This is a genomic window from Plantibacter sp. ME-Dv--P-122b, assembly GCF_030209375.1.
Classification (GTDB): Bacteria; Actinomycetota; Actinomycetes; order Actinomycetales; family Microbacteriaceae; genus Plantibacter.
In genome coordinates this window covers 494134-509540 of record NZ_JARVSC010000003.1, presented here as the reverse complement: position 1 = coordinate 509540, position 15407 = coordinate 494134, and the positions used below count along the sequence as shown (strand labels likewise).

The following is a 15407-nucleotide window of genomic DNA, read 5'->3' as shown; positions in this document are numbered from 1 at the left end:
GGGGTGTGGCGTCCGGCCGGTCAGGCCCGCGAGGGGTCTGCTGTGCCGCAGGTACGGTGTCGCCTCGTCACGATCAGGTACACCGTCACGATGAGGACGACGTGGACCGCCGAGTTCGAGGCACCGGAGGTGATCCAGCCCTCGAGCCACTTCGCCGGACCCTGATTCAGATCCAGGACGGAGAACCGTCCGACGAGGAGGGCGACGCCGACAGCGATCTGTACGAGCGTTCCCGTGCCGAAGCCGAGTCGCAGGAGGCGTTGCGCGTCCGCCCCCGGGGTCCCGCGCCGCATCAGGATCCAGAGCACCGCTCCGCTCGCGACGGCGATACCGAGCACCTGCAGCAGGCCGGCGTTCGGTTCGGTGACGGCCATCAGGGAGTTGCTGAGGTCGAACACCGCGCCTCCGGCGAGACCGGCGATCTGGATCGACAGCACACCGACCAATGAGACGTAGACCAGGCTCAGCGCGAGCCCGATCGCGTACGAGGCGGCGTTCTTCACGGATCCCCATCTCCTGCTCGCCGACGAGCTCCGCCGGAAGGAACATCAAGCCTAGCGAGAGCCGTCGAACCCGTGCGCGCGACGAAACGTGGGGACACCCGTCGGACGCGGTCGGGCGCCGTCGCCGCGCCCGACCGCGCCCGCCTCAGATCGCCGTGCCGAACTCGCGGATCGTGATCCCCGAGGCGGTCAGCGGCCCGCCGTCGGTGTAGAGCGAGATCCCCGTGTCGCCCTCGACGAAGTGCACCTGCTGCGAGACGACGGTGTGACCGGCGTTGACGAAGACCTCGATACTCTGCGTGTCGACGAAGACCCGCAGATGGACCGAGCGCGCAGCCGCGTCGATCGGTGCCGCGGCTCGCGTGTACGGCTGCAGCGCGAAGCCGGCCAGGTCGGACGGGGCGCGGTCGACGTAGAGCTCGGCCCCGGCCTTCCCGATGTTGGTGTGGCGGGAGCCGTCCGCCGACCGCCCGACGGAGAGACCGACGTTGGTCGCGGTGTCCCAGGTGAGGTCGAGTTCGATCTCGTACGCCCGGCCACTCCAGGGCAGGACGGCGCTCCCGGTGACCGTCTGGTCCGGGAGGGAGACCGTGGAGGTCGCATACCCGGCGAGGGCGTCGACGGGCGCGCTGAGCAGGCTGTACCGACCGCCGGACTGCGCCTCGAGTCGCAGCTCCCGGACGACGGAGTTCTGGCCGTTGTACCCGTCCGAGGCGTCGGTGGGGACGTCACGGGCCGCGTACTTCCAGTTGTTCATCCAGGCGATCGCGAGCCGGCGGTCGTCGGGCGACTCCGCCTTCGGCCAGGTGACGGCGGCGTACCAGTCCCAGCCCCAGTCCAGCCACTGCGGGGTGAGGTCGTCGGCCGTGAACCGCGTCCCGTCCCAGGTGCCCGTCCAGTAGGCGTAGGTCATCGGCAGGCCGATCGAGTAGGCGTCCATGCTGGCGCCCAAGACCCAGTGCCAGCTGCCGTCACCCGCTCGCATCTGGAACAGGTCCGGGCATTCGATGCCGCCGAGGTCGTGGTTCGGGAAGTCGAAGTTGTGCTGCAGCTGCCAGGTCGTGAGATCGGGCGAGGTGTAGAAGGCCGCGTAGCGTGCGCGCCCGATGACGCAGACCCATTCGCTCCTGGCCGCGTCCCAGTGGACCTTCGGGTCCCGGAACCATTCGGCGTTCTCGATCTCCGCAGTGGTCTGGGCCGCACGTCCGTCGGTGTTCACGATCACGGGGTCGGGGAGCATCGTGAACGTGAAGCCGCCGTCCGTCGACCAGTAGAGGTACTGCTCCTGGTACTTCCGGACGCCGTCCGTGGGCTGCGTCGCGAGGGCGATGACCGCACCCGCGCCGAAGCCGGCGGTGTTCGCGGTGTCGACGACGGCGGATCCCGACCACACCGGGAAGTCCGGCTGCAGGGGCATGACGGTTCCGTGATGGGTGAAGGCGACGCCGTCGGTCGTCGTCGCGTGATCCCAACCGCCCGGGCCGTTGTTCTGGCCGGAGTGCAGGTAGTACAGCTGGTACGCGCCGTTCGTGAACACCGGTCGTTGCGGGTCGCAGAGCCACCCCGACGGCGGCGTCATGTGGAACATCGACCTGAGGGAGGCCTGCGCCTGGGCGGTGGTCGACGCCTGGGCGGCGAGGGGCGTGCCGGCACTCGCGAACAGGGCGAGCGCCCCGAGGCCGGCGCCCTGGAGGACGGTCCGGCGGGAGAGGTCGTGCGTCATTGCTGTTCCTTTCGTCGGTGCCGCGGGCGCGCCGAAGGCACCCGTGGCGGGGATGGTGCTGGATCGTGCGGTGGAGGAAGGCTCAGGCGAGCGCGTGCACCTGGTCGGTGGCGGGCGCCCGGCCGAGCACGGCGACGGCGACCGAGACGGGACTGGCGCGTTCGCTCGCGAGGGTCAGCGTCGGTCGTCCGGTCCCGAGGAGGACGAGGTCGGAGACGGTGGCGAGACCACCGTCGACGAACAGCTCGAGCAGTGGGCCGTCGAGGCTGAGGAGGAGCCGCGCCGACCGGTCGCCGGCGAGCGGGACGATGCTCGTGGAGGCGAAGTCGGGGTGCACCGTGTCCATGGCACCGCCCGACCGGGTGACCGCGAGTGACGCCGCCGTCGGGTCGTGGACGATGAGGACCGCTCCGTCGGTGTCGGCGGTCAGTCGGAGCCGCAGCTCACCCGTGACCGACGGATCCCAGCGCAACTCGACCACGCCGTCGCCGTCGAGCGCCAGGTCGACGGCGTCCAAGGATAGGGCGACGGTGGTCGGTTCGATCGCGGCCAGTGGTTCCCTGACGTAGGCCGGCGGCTCCTGCACGAGTCGCGGCTCGCCGTCGACCGTGGTCAAGGAGAGGCGTCGGGGAAGCGACATCGCGCCCCGCCACGGCGAGGCGGGGAGGTCGGCGGCGTAGCGCCAATTACCCATCCAGCCGAGGATCACCGCTTCGCCGTCCGGAGCGCCGTCGAACCCGACCGCCGCGTAGAAGTCCCGACCGTGGTCGAGCCGCTGCAGCTCGGCCCGCTCAGGCGTGAACACCGAGCCGTCGAAGTCGCCGACGAGATAGCTCATCGACGACCCGTCCGGGTCCTGCGCGTCGCCGACCGGGTTGGTGCTGAGGAGCAGGACCCACCGGACCTCGTCCGGGTGGCCGTCGACCGCGAGCGGGATGAGGTCGGGGCACTCCCACACGACGCCGGTGGGACCGAACGGACCGACGGTGCTGACGTGCTCCCAGGTGCGGAGGTCGGTGGAGGAGTACACGAGGACCTGACGCTCCACGGCCTCCACCGTGAGCATGATCCAGCGGAAGCCCGCGGCGTCCTCGTACCGGATGATCTTCGGGTCGCGGAACGCGTGCGAGCCGCGGTCGAGGATCGGGTTCTCCGGGTCGCGCTGCCAGGTGAGCCCGTCGTCGTCGCTGGTCGCCCGGGACTGCGCCTGCCGGCCGTCGGTGGACACGCTCGTGTAGTACGCGGTGAGGCGTCCGTCGGGACCCGCGGCGACCACGGATCCCGAGTACACCTGCTCCTCGGCGGTGTACCGCAGGGCGACCGGATGCTCGACCCAGTGCTGCAGGTCGACGCTCGAGGCATGGCCCCAACTCATGTTGCCCCAGTCGCCACCCTCCGGGTTGTACTGGAAGAAGGCGTGCCACCGCCCGCGGTGGAAGACCAAGCCGTTCGGGTCGTTCATCCAGTTCCGTTGCGGCGTCAGGTGGAAGCCGGGCCGAGGGAGGGCGTGCTGCTCGTCGTGCACGGTCGCGCCCTCAGACGGAGTGCCGCGGGACGGCCGGGCAGGCGATGAGCTGCGGCCCGGCGGGCAGCGCGGCGTCGAGGCCGAGCAGCCGACGGACCCCTGCCGCTCCGAGCTCGTAGTGGGGGAGTGCGACCGTCGACAGCGGCGGCCGGAGGTGGGCGGCGATGACGTCCTGGTTGTCGAAGCCCATGACGGCCATGTCGTCGGGGATCCGCAGTCCGCGCTCGCGCAGGCCGTCGTAGAGTCCCATCGCCACGCGGTCGTTGTGGCAGAAGACCGCGGTGGCGCCCGAGTCGACGACCTCGGCGGTCGCCGCGTACCCGCCCTCCTGCTCCGGTGAGGCCGGGAACACGAGGGCGTCGTCGAACGCCACCCCCGCCGCCTGCAACGCCGAGCGGTACCCGGCGAGCCGGCCGGTCTGCGCCGGTGAGGGGGTCGTCGTGTTGACGAACGCGATCCGTCGGTGACCGGCCGCGAGCAGCGCCTCGGTCGCGGTCCGCCCGCCCTGCTCCTCGTCGGGGACGACGGCCGGGAGCCCGCTGCCCGCGGCGTAGCAGTCGACGAGCACGGTGTCGGTCTGGAGGAGCGCCTCCGGCACGGTGATCTCGTGGTGGAACCAGGTCGAGTAGAGGATCCCGCGGACCTGATGCTCGAGCATCATCGCGATCGCCTCCTCCTCGGCGGCCGTGTTGCCGTCGGTGTTGGCGACGAGCAGGACGTAGCCGTGGCGCCACGCCTCGTCCTGGGCGCCGTGGATGATCTGGCCGGCGAACGGGGTCGTCGCGATCGCGTCGGCGACGAGGCCGATGAACCGGGAGTGCCCTTGGGACAGCGTCTTCGCGAGGGCGTTCGGCCGATAGCCGAGCTCCGCCACCGCCTCGTGCACCCGACGTTTGGCGTCCTCGCCGATCCGCGACCCTGGCTTGTCGTTGACGACGTGCGAGACGGTCGCCACGGAGACGCCGGCGGCCTTCGCGACGTCGCGCATCGTGATGCCCGAGGTGTTCTTCGGGTGGTCCGCGCCGGGCTTCGGCTGGTCGGTGCTGCTCATCCCTTGGTCGCTCCGCTCTCGAGGCCGCTGATCATCGCTTTGTTCAACACGAGGAACACCAGCAGCAGCGGTGTGACCGTGACGCAGACGGCGGCGAACGTCGCCGTCCAATCAGTGTTCCCCATCGCCCCGATGTAGTTCTGCAGGCCGAGCGGGATGGTCTTCAATCCGTCGGAGAGCACGAAGGTGTTCGCGAAGATGAAGTCGTTCCAGATGAAGATGCTGTTGACGAGCACGACCGTGATGATCGTGTTGACCGAGAGCGGGAACGTGATCTGGCCGAAGATCCGGTACGGGCCGGCCCCGTCGAGCGACGCGGCCTCGTACATCTCCCTCGGGATGTACTCGTAGAAGGAGGAGAACAGGTACACCGCCATCGGCAGGGCGAACGCCGCCAGCGGGATGATCATCGACAGGTGGGTGTCGAGCAGGCCGACCTGCGAGTAGTCGATGAACAGCGGGACGAGCGCGATCTGCACGGGCACGATGATGCCGAGGAGGAACAGGCCGCGGACGAGCCCGCTGAAGCGGAACCCGAGGACCTGGAGCGCGTACGCCGCCATCATGCCGGCGATGACGATCAGGGCGCTCGACCCGAGGGTGACGATCAGGCTGTTGACGATGTTCAGGCCGAGGTTGCCGGTCGAGAACGCCCGCGCGTAGTTGTCGATCGTCCACTCGGACGGCAGCGCGAAGGGGTTGCCGCCGGCGAAGTCCGCCGCCGTCCGGAAGCTCGTGAGCAGCAACCAGACGAGCGGGTAGACCTGGACGAGCACGATCGCGACGACGGTCACGGTGAGGATCGTCCGCTGCACCCGCACGCGCGGGGTGTGCCGGAGCTTCCGCTTCGGTGCCGGTGCCGCCGGGGGCGCGACGTGTTCGGTCGGCCGGGCGGGGAGGGTGGCGGTCATGACTGGTCCTTCCGTCGGAGCAGCAGGAAGATGAGGCCGACGGCGACGAGACACTCGACGACGATGAACATCGAGATCGCGCTGGCGTAGCCGTAGTCCGTGTGGACGAACGCCGTCTTGTACATGTACGTCGTCAGCAGCTCGGACGACTGGCCGGGCCCGCCGTTCGTCAGCAGGTAGGGGATGTCGAAGCCGCGGAGCGCGAAGGTCGTCGCCATGACGGTCGTCGTGATCCACACCGGCCGGATGTACGGGAAGCGGATCCGCCAGAAGATCTGCCACCAGGAGGCGCCGTCCAGCCGGGCGGCCTCCTCGAGGTCGCGGGGCACGGCCATGAGGGCGGCGTAGATGATGAGCATGTACAGGCCGGTGAACCGCCAGCCCTCCGGGATCGACACGGCCGCGAGGACGGTCTGCACGTTCGACAGCCAGGCCGTCTGGAGGTCGCCGAGGCCGACCCACGCGAGCAGCTGGTTGATCAGCCCGACCGGCTCGAGGGCGTACAACCGCTGGAACAGGATGGCGATCGCGACCGTCGAGATGACGGCCGGCAGGAGGTAGAGCGTCTTGACGAGCTCGCGGGCCCGGGGGAGGGCCGTGAGCAGCCCGGCGACGAGGAGTGCACCACCGAGCTGGAGCACCAGACAGATCGCGAGGTAGCCGAGGGCGTTGCCGAAGGAGGTCCAGAAGACGTCGTCCCGCGTGAGCATCTTGACGTAGTTGTCGAGTCCGACGAACGCCATGTCCGTGATGCCGTCCCACGAGAAGAGGCTGAGGAACAGCGACTGCACGATCGGCAGGAGCACGGCGACGCCGTAGAGGACGAGCGGCGGCACGAGGAACACGAGCACCGACAGCGTCGACCGGCGGGGCAGCATCGACGTGGACATCGGCTTCCGCCGCAGCGGTGGGCGGGCCGGTGCCGCGCCCACCGCGGTCCGGGTGAGCTCAGTCATCGACGTTCTCCTTCAGGGCGGCGTCCATCGTCGTGATGAACTCGTCCGGCGTGATGTCGCCCTGCACGAGCAGGGTCAGCTCCTGCTGGAGCCGGGTGTTCGTGGCCGGGTCGAGCTGGGTGTCCCAGGGCATCGCGATCGCCGGTCCGACGCCGTCGGCCTGCGCCACGGAGCTGGCGTACAGTTCGGTCGCGTTCGCGGGCACGGTCGTCTGCGCGGAGGTCGTCGGCGACAGGGCGCCCGTCGCCGCGTAGAGCTCCGGGTAGCGCTCGAGGGCGAACGCGAGGAAGTCGCGGACGAGCGGGTCGTACGTCTTCGCGTTCACCGCCATGCCGATGCCGGACGGGGTGACGTACTCGTTGTCGGCGGTGACGGCACCGTCGATGGTCGGCAGCGTGAAGGTGCCGACCGCGTCACGGACGCCGGGGTCGAGCGCATCCGTCGCGAGGTTCGAGAGCTCCCACGTGCCGATGTTGTAGACCGCGGCCTTCCCCGAGGTGAAGAGCGCCTGCGCGTCCGCGTAACCGGTCGAGGAGAAGCCCTCCTGGAAGCAGCCGGCCTGCCCGAGGTCGTACAGCCACTCGGCCGCGGCCTTCCCGGCCGGGTCGGAGAAGGACGCCTTCCCGGCCTTCAGGTCCTGGATGTACTCGGGACCCGCCATCCGGAACGGGTAGTAGGCCATGTAGCGTTCGAGCGGCCACTGGTCCTGACCGTCGAGCGCGATCGGCGTGACCCCCTTCGCGCGGAGCGCCTTGCACATGGCGGGGAAGTCGTCGAGCGTGGCCGGGACGGTGACACCGGCGTCCGCGAGCAGCGAGCGGTTGTACCAGAAGAACTCCAGCTGGAACTCGAACGGCACCATGTACAGCGAGCCGTCGTCGAACCGCTGGTAGTTGAGCGCCGCCTCGCGGTAGGAGTCCGCGAGACCGAGGTCCTCGAGGAGCAGGTCGACGTCGACCATCCGGCCCTGCTTCGCGAGCTTCTGCGCGAACGGGGTCGCGTCGGTGTCGAAGAGCTCGGGGAGCTTGTTCGCGGCCGCCAGGGTCTCGTACTTCTGGATGTAGGACGGCCGGTCGGGCGTCGTGATGAGGTTGAGCGAGAAGCCGGGGTGGTCCTTCGCGTACTCGTCGGCGATCTGCTCCATCGCGGTGATCACCCCGCCGTCGGCCGGGCGGGAGAGCAGCCACGAGATCTCGCGGGGGACGATGTCGCCCTTCGGGTCGACGTCGGTCGGGTCCGTGGCGCTCGATCCGCCGGCGCAGCCGGAGAGGGCGAGCGCTGAGGCGGCGACGAGCGCCACGAAGGCGGTGCTGCGGGTGGGGCGCATGGTGCGGGTGCGTGCGGTGGTTGGCATGGTCGGAATCTCCGTTGATCGATCACAGGTGGGTGCGGGTGGGGGTGATGGTGCAGGCGGGGGAGCGTGGTGCCGGGATCAGGACGTGGTGCTGGTGAGGAGTCGGTGTGACGTCGCGTCGTCGGGGTCGCCGCCGACGCGCGGCAGCAGGGTGCACGTCTCGACGGTGACGGTCCCTTCACCGACGAAGACGCCGACGCGACCGGTCGGTCGGTCGTAGAGGCGCGTGCTGAGGACGACCGCGTCGTCGACGGTCGCGACGCAGAGGTCGCCGTCGACGATCACCTCGAGCTCGTGCAAGCCGGGGGCGAGGTGGCAGGGGCGTTCGAGTTCGACGACGAACGGGACGTCGCCCGAGATCTGCCACTGCTCCGTGCCGGTGCTGGTGCGTGGCCAGCGGTCGAACACGAGGCGGTCGCGCTTCGGCTCCAAGCGCAGGACGTAGCCCTCGTCGCCGTCGTCGCTCGCCCGGAGAAGGACGCCGCACTCGGTCGTGCCGGGGGCGATGTCGAACCGGGCGACCAGCCGGAAGGAACTCGGTGCGTCGGTGCGGCTCAGCGCGTCGACGTACCCGTCCGGAGCGCTCAGGACCGTGCCCGAGGTGACGACGGTGTCCGCCGGCTCGTCGGCGGGTCCGAACGTGTCGCGGAGTTCGGCCGCTGGATGGAAGGCGAGGGTGCCGTCGGCACGCTGCTCCGCTTCGAGGACCGACATGGTGCCGGCCCACTGCCAGGCGCCCGCGTCGTGGGCCCCCTCGCGCGAGGCGATCCAGCCGAAGAAGAACCGGCGTCCATCGCGGGCGGCGGACTTCGCCGCATAGTAGGCGCGACCGTCCAGTGTGTCGTGCTCGGGGACGAGCCAGGGTCCGTGCAGGGTGCGCGACATCCGGTAGCGCGTCGTGAACGACTCACTGAACTCGGAGTACACGAGGTACCACCAGTCGCCCCACTGGAAGACCTCGGGACACTCGTGGGCGATGTAGCGGCGCGGGTCCCAGAAGGGCTCGACGGGTTCCCAGGTCGAGAGGTCCGTGGAGGTGCACTGAGCGATGACGCCGCGACGCCGTTCCGGACCCGCTGCGTGTCGGGCGGTGATGAGCATCCGCCAGACGGCCGCGTCCTCGTCCCAGAAGACGTAGGGGTCCCGCCAGTCGGCGGTCTCATATCCTGCGGTGGCGCCGAAGGTGTCGGCCTCCCGGCGCTCCCAGGTGCGCATGCCGTCGGTGCTGATGGCGTGCATCACCACTTGCAACGCCAGACCGTCGGCACCGCGGCGCTCCGGGTTCTGACCCGTGTAGAAGACGTGGTGGGCGCCCTCGGGGCCCCGGACGATGCTGCCCGTGTAGACGTTGAAGTCCGGTGCGGACGGTCCGCCCGACGCCAGCGCCTCACCGAGGTCGTCGAGGTCGACGAGGTTCCGGGTGGTCACGCGATGCCACGGCATACCGATCTTCGGCACGCGACGCGACTCGTGCAGGTAGAGCAGGTGGAAGACGCCGTCCTCCTGCCAGGGGATGACGTCTCCGACCCATGCGCCGTTCGGCTGGTGGAACCCTCGTTGGTTCATGACGTCCTCTGCAGTGAGTGGTTAATCGGTTACGCACTGACCGTAGCGGGACGCTGGGAAGGTGGTCAAGCGGTTAAGCAAAGTTAAGCAGCCTGAGCTTCGACTTGCCCCGCACGACATTCGAACGTATGTTCGACACATGACCCGCCCGCGTCCGATCCGCCTCGACCACGACACGTGGCTCGTGATGCGCAACGACCCGGTGATCCCGAAGGCGGTCATCGAGCGGCGCCGCGATCGGGGTGGTGCCGACGCGTACTTCGTCATCGCCTGGGACATCGATCCGCTCAAGCGGGTGTTGATGAGCGTGCAGCCGAGCCTCGAGCACGCCGATGCGCTCGTGCGGTACGACGTGCCGCGCACCGCCTCCGACCGCGACGGGCCGCCCAACGGACTCAAGGCCACCCCGCGTTGATCCGCGGGCTCGGCAACCGCCCAGCAGACCCATCGACGACGCATGGACGGCTCAGAGGAAGCCCATAGCCGGCGCGTCGATGCTCGTCTCACGACCGATCGAGACCACCGATCGCAGACGAAGGCGAGGCGCACCATGAGCAGGATCCCGACACCCGAGACCACCCCGGACGGCCCGGCCTACGAGGGCCGCCTGCTCGATCGGGCCGACGAGGAGGTCGTCGACCAGGGCGTCGCGTTCGACCTCGGGACCCTCGTCAGCCGACGCACGGTGCTGAGCCTCGTGGGCGCCGGAGTCGGGGCCGTCGCGCTCGCCGCCTGCTCCACCGGGGCGTCCGGCAGCAGCAGCACGAGCACCGGCGCCGCGAGTTCCGGCACGAGCACCGCGACCGCGACCGGCGGTCTCCCGGCTGGCGAGATCCCCGACGAGACCGCGGGCCCCTACCCGGGCGACGGTTCGAACGGTGCCGACGTACTCGAGGAGTCCGGCATCGTCCGCAGCGACATCCGGTCGAGCATCGGGTCCGGCACCACTGCGAGCGGGGTCCCCATGGCCCTCTCGCTCACCATCCTCGACCTGGCGAACGGTGACACCCCGTTCGCCGACGTCGCCGTCTACGTCTGGCACTGCGACGCGTCGGGCGGCTACTCGATGTACTCGGACGGGATCGAGGACGAGACCTATCTCCGCGGCGTCCAGGTCGCCGACACCTCGGGGACCGTCTCGTACACCTCGATCTTCCCGGCCTGCTACTCGGGCCGTTGGCCGCACATCCACTTCGAGGTGTACCCCACGGTGAACGACATCTCCGACTCCGCGAACGCGATCGCGACCTCCCAGGTCGCCCTCCCGCAGGCGGCGTGCGACACCGTCTACGCGCTGTCGGGCTACGACGGTTCGAGCGCGAACCTCGCCCAGGTGAGTCTCGACGACGACAACGTCTTCGGCGACGACGGCGGGGCCCTGCAGCTCGCGACGGTGACGGGCGACGCGACCTCCGGGTACCAGGTGGCGCTCACCGTCCGAGTGGACACCACGACGACGCCGACCGCCGGTGCCGCTCCGTCCGGCGGTGGCGGGGCTGGCGGCGGCGGAGGAACGCCGCCGAGCGGACGCTGACCGCGGCACCTCCACGCACTCCCGTCCCGACCCGCATCGACCCGCATCGACCCGAAAGGACCCCTCATGGGATTCCTCCAGAACCTCACGGGCTGGCACGCCCTCATCGTCCTCGCCGTCATCCTGCTGTTCTTCGGCGCGGCGAAGCTCCCCAGCCTCGCCCGCAGCGTCGGGCAGTCGGCGCGCATCCTGAAGGACGAGGTGTCGGCCGACACCGACACTCGCGCCGACACCCCTGCCGCCTGATCATCGGAACGCATCGTGTTCGGACTCACCATGGACAAGCTGATCGTCATCGGCATCCTCGCGGCCGTGCTCATCGGCCCGAAACAGTTGCCCGTGTACGCCGAGCGACTCGGGGTGCTCGTCCGCACCGTCCGCGACCTCGTCGCGACGACCAAGGCGCGAGCCGCCGAGGAACTGGGCTCCGAGTTCGACCCGACCGAGTGGAAACGCCTCGACCCTCGACAGTTCGATCCCCGACGGATCATCCAGGAGGCGCTCGTCGAGGATCATGGGTCGGTCGCGCAGCTCGAGCAGTCGACGACGTCGGAGGTGCAGGTGGAGCCGTCCGTGCCGTCTGCCTCGGCGAAGCCGGTTGCGAGCGGCGGCTGGCAGGCCGCGCTCCTCGAGCGGGTCGGACGCGACGGGGCGGATGCGCACCGCGCACCCGCCCCGATCGTGATCACCGAACGCGTCGTCATCGACGAACGCGTCGACGAGTCCGCTAGCCGGCGGGCGTCGTGACGCGTCCGTCCTGGCCGTCCGCTGCTGCGCCGGTGGTCGACGCGGGCGGCAGGATGTCGAGCGGCATCGTGTGGGTGTCGATGAGCGGGTTGTCGTCCTGCCCCTTGACGAGTTCCACCGCCTCGGCCTTCGTCTCGACCGTCGGCACCGAGCCGATGAGCGGACGACGGGCCGTCTCCCGCATCGTGAGCACGCCGACGCCCGCCACTGCCGCGAAGAACATGATGTAGAACGCGGGCATGAAGGTGTTGCCGGTGACCTGGATCAGGAATTCGCTGAACAGCGGCGTCGTGCCGCCGAAGAGCGAGACGGACAGGTTGTAGGCGATCGCCATGGCACCGAAGCGCGATGCCGTCGGGAAGAAGGCCGGGAGCGAGGCCGCGGACGGTCCCGCCCACAGCGCCACCGGTGCGGCCACCATGAAGAGGGCGATGAAGATGGCCCAGATCTCACCGATCTGCATGACCGCGAACGCCGGCACCATGAGGGCGAGGGTCGCACCGACGGCCATGAGGTAGACGGGCTTGCGACCGAGCTTGTCGGACATCCGGCCGACGAGCGGCAGGCAGGCGGACATGATCAGCAGGACCGGAATGGTCGCGACGGCGGCCGTCAGGTTGGAGACCCCGACGTCCTTCTCGAGGTACGTCGGCATGTAGCTCGTGAGCGCGTAGCCGGCGGTGTTCGTCGCGGCGACGATCGCCATCGCGATGAGGATCTGGCGCCAGAAGTGACGGAAGATCCCGAAGATCCCCTGGCGGGCCATGGGGTCCTCGTGCTCGGACTCGATCCCACCGGCGGTCTCGGTGACCTCGTAGGCCGGGGTCTCGGGGATCTTGAGGCGGAACCACACCGCCACCGCACCGAGCGGCAGGGCGATGAGGAACGGGATGCGCCAACCGAACTCGGTCATCGCGTCGGGGCCGGCGAGGCCTTCTGCGATCAGGGTGGTGAGGGCGACGGTTCCGGCGCCGGCCGCGAAGCCGACGTAGGACCCGACGTCGAGCCAGGAGGCCCAGAACCCGCGTCGGCGGTCGGGGGAGAACTCGGCGACATAGGTGGACGCGCCGGCGTACTCACCGCCGGTCGAGAAGCCCTGGATCATCTTGAGGAGGTACAGCGGTGCGATGGCCCACAGCCCGATCTGGGCGGCGGTCGGCAGCACGCCGATGAGGGCGGTCGCCGCGGCCATCATCGACATCGTGAGGAAGAGGATCTTCTTCCGGCCGATCTTGTCGCCGAGCGGTCCGAGCACGAGCCCGCCGAGCGGACGCACGAGGAACGACACGGCGAAACCGAACAGGGTGACGAGGATGCCGGCTTCAGGAGGGAGTCCCTCGGTGAAGACGACGGTCATCGTGACCGCGAGGTAGCCGTAGATGCCGAAGTCGAACCACTCCATGAAGTTGCCGACGACGGTGCCCGAGATGGCAGTGCGGACCTTGGACGTCTTGACGACGAGGACGTCGTCGACGCGGAGTCGCCTGGTCTTACGGGCCGGCTTCCGGCCGGATTTGGGGGAGGGGGATGCGGGGGACGATGATGCCGCGTTGTCGCTGGAGTTCACAAGCAGTACTCGTTTCCTGACAGTCGTGTTGAATCATTCGGCACTCGCGTAATCGCTCAGTGCCCGAGAAATGCCGGAGGATCGCCATGCTGCACTGGCACGGAGCTCGGGGGAGCTTCACGTCGGGTGGCGGGTCGTTCTCGGGGAGAACGCGTCCTCTCGGCTCTGGACGGGTATAGACAATACCAGGTGTCCAGTGGCGCCCCTCCCCGCGGTCGTGCGGGCACAATGGACGGCATGGATGTTCGGCGCGGTGTCTGGACCCTCGACGGCGGTCTCGGAACGTTGCTCGAGGCACGCGGGCACGACCTCTCCGACACGCTGTGGAGCGCTCGCCTGTTGGTGGAGGAGCCACAGGCGATTCTGGACGCTCATCGGGAGTTCTTCGCCGCCGGTGCGCAGATCGCGATCACGTCGTCGTACCAGGTCGGGTTCGAGGCGTTCGAGCGGATCGGCATCTCGGGTCCGGAGACCGAACGGCTCCTGCGGTCGAGCGTCGAGCTGGCGTGTGCGGCGCGCGACACGCGGGCGGATTCGGACCCCGGCGGCCCGCTCCTCGTCGCCGCGTCGGTCGGTCCGTACGGCGCGACGCTCGGTGACGGCTCGGAGTACGAGGGTGCCTCCGGTCTCAGTCGGACCGAGCTCCGTCGCTGGCACGAGCGGCGGTTGGCAGTGCTGACCGACGCCGGCCCCGACCTCCTCGCCCTCGAGACCATCCCGACGCTCGACGAGGCGACGGCGCTCGCCGATCTGGTGCGGGGTTCGGGCGTGCCGGCATGGTTGTCGTTCACGGTGGAGGGCGGTCGTCTGCGCTCGGGTGAACCGATGGCGGAGGGCTTCCGTCTCGTCGAGCGGATCGACGAGTTCCAGGCCGTCGGCGTCAACTGCTCGCACCCGGACGAGGTCCTCCCGGCCATCGCCGCTGCGCGGTCCGTGACGGACAAGGCGGTGGTGGTCTACCCGAACTCCGGCGAGCGCTGGGATGCCGATGCCCGCTGCTGGCGGGGAGTCGCCGGGGTCGGCGAGGTGGAGGCCTGGCTGGAGGCCGGGGCGACGATCATCGGCGGCTGCTGCCGGATCATGCCGGACGACATCGCCGACATCCCTGCTCGGATCGGCCGGGATGCACGCCTCTAGCCGACGTTGAACCCGCCGTTGCTCGAGAGGACCTGGCCGTTGATCCAGGAGCCCGCGGGCGAGAACAGGAAGCGGACGAGGTCGGCGGTGTCGGACGGCGTTCCGAGCCGACCGGCGGGCGTCGCCTCGGTGCCCCAGCGGCGGATGTCGTCGGTCATCCAGCCCGTGTCGATCGGACCCGGGTTGATGACGTTCGCCCGCACCCCGCGGTCGCCCAGCTCCACCGCTGCAGCGGTCACGATGCGGTCGAGCGCGCCCTTGCTGGCTCCGTAGGGGAGGTTGTTCACGGTGTGGTCGCTCGTGAGGGCGACGATCCGACCGGCCACCCGGGGCGGCGCCTCCTGCACGGGGAGCTGTTCGGCGAAGGCCTTGATGAGCAGCCACGTCGCCCGCGCGTTCACGGCGAAGTGGCGGTCCCAGCTGTCGACGTCCGTCGTGAGGATCGAGCTGTCCACCGACTCGCAGTGCGACATGACGAGCCCCGACACGGGACCCAGTCGCGCCGCCCGCCCGACGAGCTCGGCCGGGAACGCCGGGTCGGCGAGATCGCCGAACACGACCTCGACGGTCACGCCGAGCGCGCGGCACTCGTCCGCGATCGCCTCGGGGTCGTCGGGGGTCCGCTCGTAGCCGAGGCGCTCGTCGTAAGGCCGCCACGCGTTGAGGACGAGGTTCCAGCCGTCCGCGGCGAGACCGGTGGCGAGTCCGGCGCCGATCGAGCGGCGGCGCCCGACTCCGGTGATGACGGCGACGCGGTCGGTGTCGATGCGTTCGGTGCTGCTCTCGCGGTCGGTGGCGGTGGCGTCGTCGGTGAAGTCCATCCCGAGACCCTA

Annotated in this window: 15 protein-coding genes; 5 read left to right on the top strand and 10 right to left on the bottom strand. The window is 69.7% G+C overall.

The window, feature by feature from the left end:
• Positions 1–20: 20 nt before the first annotated feature.
• From QRN19_RS07080 to QRN19_RS07045, 8 genes are all read right to left on the bottom strand, one after another.
• Positions 21–503 carry a hypothetical protein gene (locus QRN19_RS07080; RefSeq protein ID WP_285026041.1) on the bottom strand — a complete coding sequence of 161 codons (483 nt, stop codon included), beginning with the start codon at positions 501–503 and terminating at the stop codon, positions 21–23.
• 145 nt (positions 504–648) lie between these two features.
• The gene (locus QRN19_RS07075) at positions 649–2226 is read right to left on the bottom strand and encodes a glycoside hydrolase family 32 protein (protein WP_285026040.1); all 1578 of its coding nucleotides are present in this window, start codon (positions 2224–2226) and stop codon (positions 649–651) included.
• Positions 2227–2308: 82 nt separating this feature from the next.
• Entirely contained in the window at positions 2309–3751 is a 1443-nt protein-coding gene (locus QRN19_RS07070; RefSeq protein WP_285026039.1) for a glycoside hydrolase family 32 protein, read from the bottom strand.
• A 10-nt stretch (positions 3752–3761) separates the two neighbouring features.
• On the bottom strand, positions 3762–4802 hold the full coding sequence (locus tag QRN19_RS07065) for a LacI family DNA-binding transcriptional regulator (protein WP_285026038.1): 1041 nt from the start codon (positions 4800–4802) through the stop codon (positions 3762–3764).
• Positions 4799–5713 (bottom strand): carbohydrate ABC transporter permease, encoded by a 915-nt coding sequence (locus QRN19_RS07060; protein WP_285026037.1) that lies wholly within the window; start codon positions 5711–5713, stop codon positions 4799–4801. The genes QRN19_RS07065 and QRN19_RS07060 overlap by 4 nt, the downstream gene beginning before the upstream one ends.
• Positions 5710–6591, bottom strand: coding sequence for a carbohydrate ABC transporter permease (locus QRN19_RS07055; protein WP_138947179.1), 882 nt, complete (start codon positions 6589–6591; stop codon positions 5710–5712). The genes QRN19_RS07060 and QRN19_RS07055 overlap by 4 nt, the downstream gene beginning before the upstream one ends.
• A gap of 70 nt (positions 6592–6661) precedes the next feature.
• Positions 6662–8023: an ABC transporter substrate-binding protein gene (locus QRN19_RS07050; protein WP_285026036.1), complete on the bottom strand. Its 1362-nt coding sequence runs from the start codon at positions 8021–8023 to the stop codon at positions 6662–6664.
• A 78-nt stretch (positions 8024–8101) separates the two neighbouring features.
• Complete coding sequence (locus QRN19_RS07045) at positions 8102–9589, bottom strand: glycoside hydrolase family 32 protein (protein WP_285026035.1); 1488 nt, start codon at positions 9587–9589, stop codon at positions 8102–8104.
• A 139-nt stretch (positions 9590–9728) separates the two neighbouring features.
• On the opposite strand from QRN19_RS07045, the gene QRN19_RS07040 reads away from it, so the two are divergent.
• From QRN19_RS07040 to QRN19_RS07025, 4 genes are all read left to right on the top strand, one after another.
• Positions 9729–10004: a hypothetical protein gene (locus tag QRN19_RS07040; protein ID WP_285026034.1), complete on the top strand. Its 276-nt coding sequence runs from the start codon at positions 9729–9731 to the stop codon at positions 10002–10004.
• Positions 10005–10139: 135 nt separating this feature from the next.
• Positions 10140–11123, top strand: a complete 984-nt coding sequence (locus QRN19_RS07035; RefSeq protein ID WP_285026033.1) for an intradiol ring-cleavage dioxygenase — start codon at positions 10140–10142, stop codon at positions 11121–11123.
• A gap of 66 nt (positions 11124–11189) precedes the next feature.
• On the top strand, positions 11190–11369 hold the full coding sequence (locus QRN19_RS07030; protein WP_137243487.1) for a twin-arginine translocase TatA/TatE family subunit: 180 nt from the start codon (positions 11190–11192) through the stop codon (positions 11367–11369).
• 15 nt (positions 11370–11384) lie between these two features.
• Positions 11385–11870, top strand: a complete 486-nt coding sequence (locus tag QRN19_RS07025) for a twin-arginine translocase TatA/TatE family subunit (RefSeq protein WP_285026032.1) — start codon at positions 11385–11387, stop codon at positions 11868–11870.
• Here QRN19_RS07025 and QRN19_RS07020 read toward each other — a convergent pair.
• Positions 11851–13437 carry an MFS transporter gene (locus tag QRN19_RS07020; protein ID WP_285026030.1) on the bottom strand — a complete coding sequence of 529 codons (1587 nt, stop codon included), beginning with the start codon at positions 13435–13437 and terminating at the stop codon, positions 11851–11853. The two genes, QRN19_RS07025 and QRN19_RS07020, sit on opposite strands and share 20 nt — an antisense overlap.
• A 237-nt stretch (positions 13438–13674) precedes the next feature.
• Between QRN19_RS07020 and mmuM the strand changes: the two genes are divergently transcribed.
• Positions 13675–14574, top strand: a complete 900-nt coding sequence (gene mmuM, locus QRN19_RS07015; protein ID WP_285026029.1) for a homocysteine S-methyltransferase — start codon at positions 13675–13677, stop codon at positions 14572–14574.
• On the opposite strand, the gene QRN19_RS07010 is transcribed toward mmuM, so the two are convergent.
• A complete protein-coding gene (locus QRN19_RS07010) occupies positions 14571–15395 on the bottom strand; it encodes an SDR family oxidoreductase (protein WP_285026027.1) in 825 nt (274 codons plus the stop codon). The two genes, mmuM and QRN19_RS07010, sit on opposite strands and share 4 nt — an antisense overlap.
• Positions 15396–15407 lie beyond the last annotated feature (12 nt).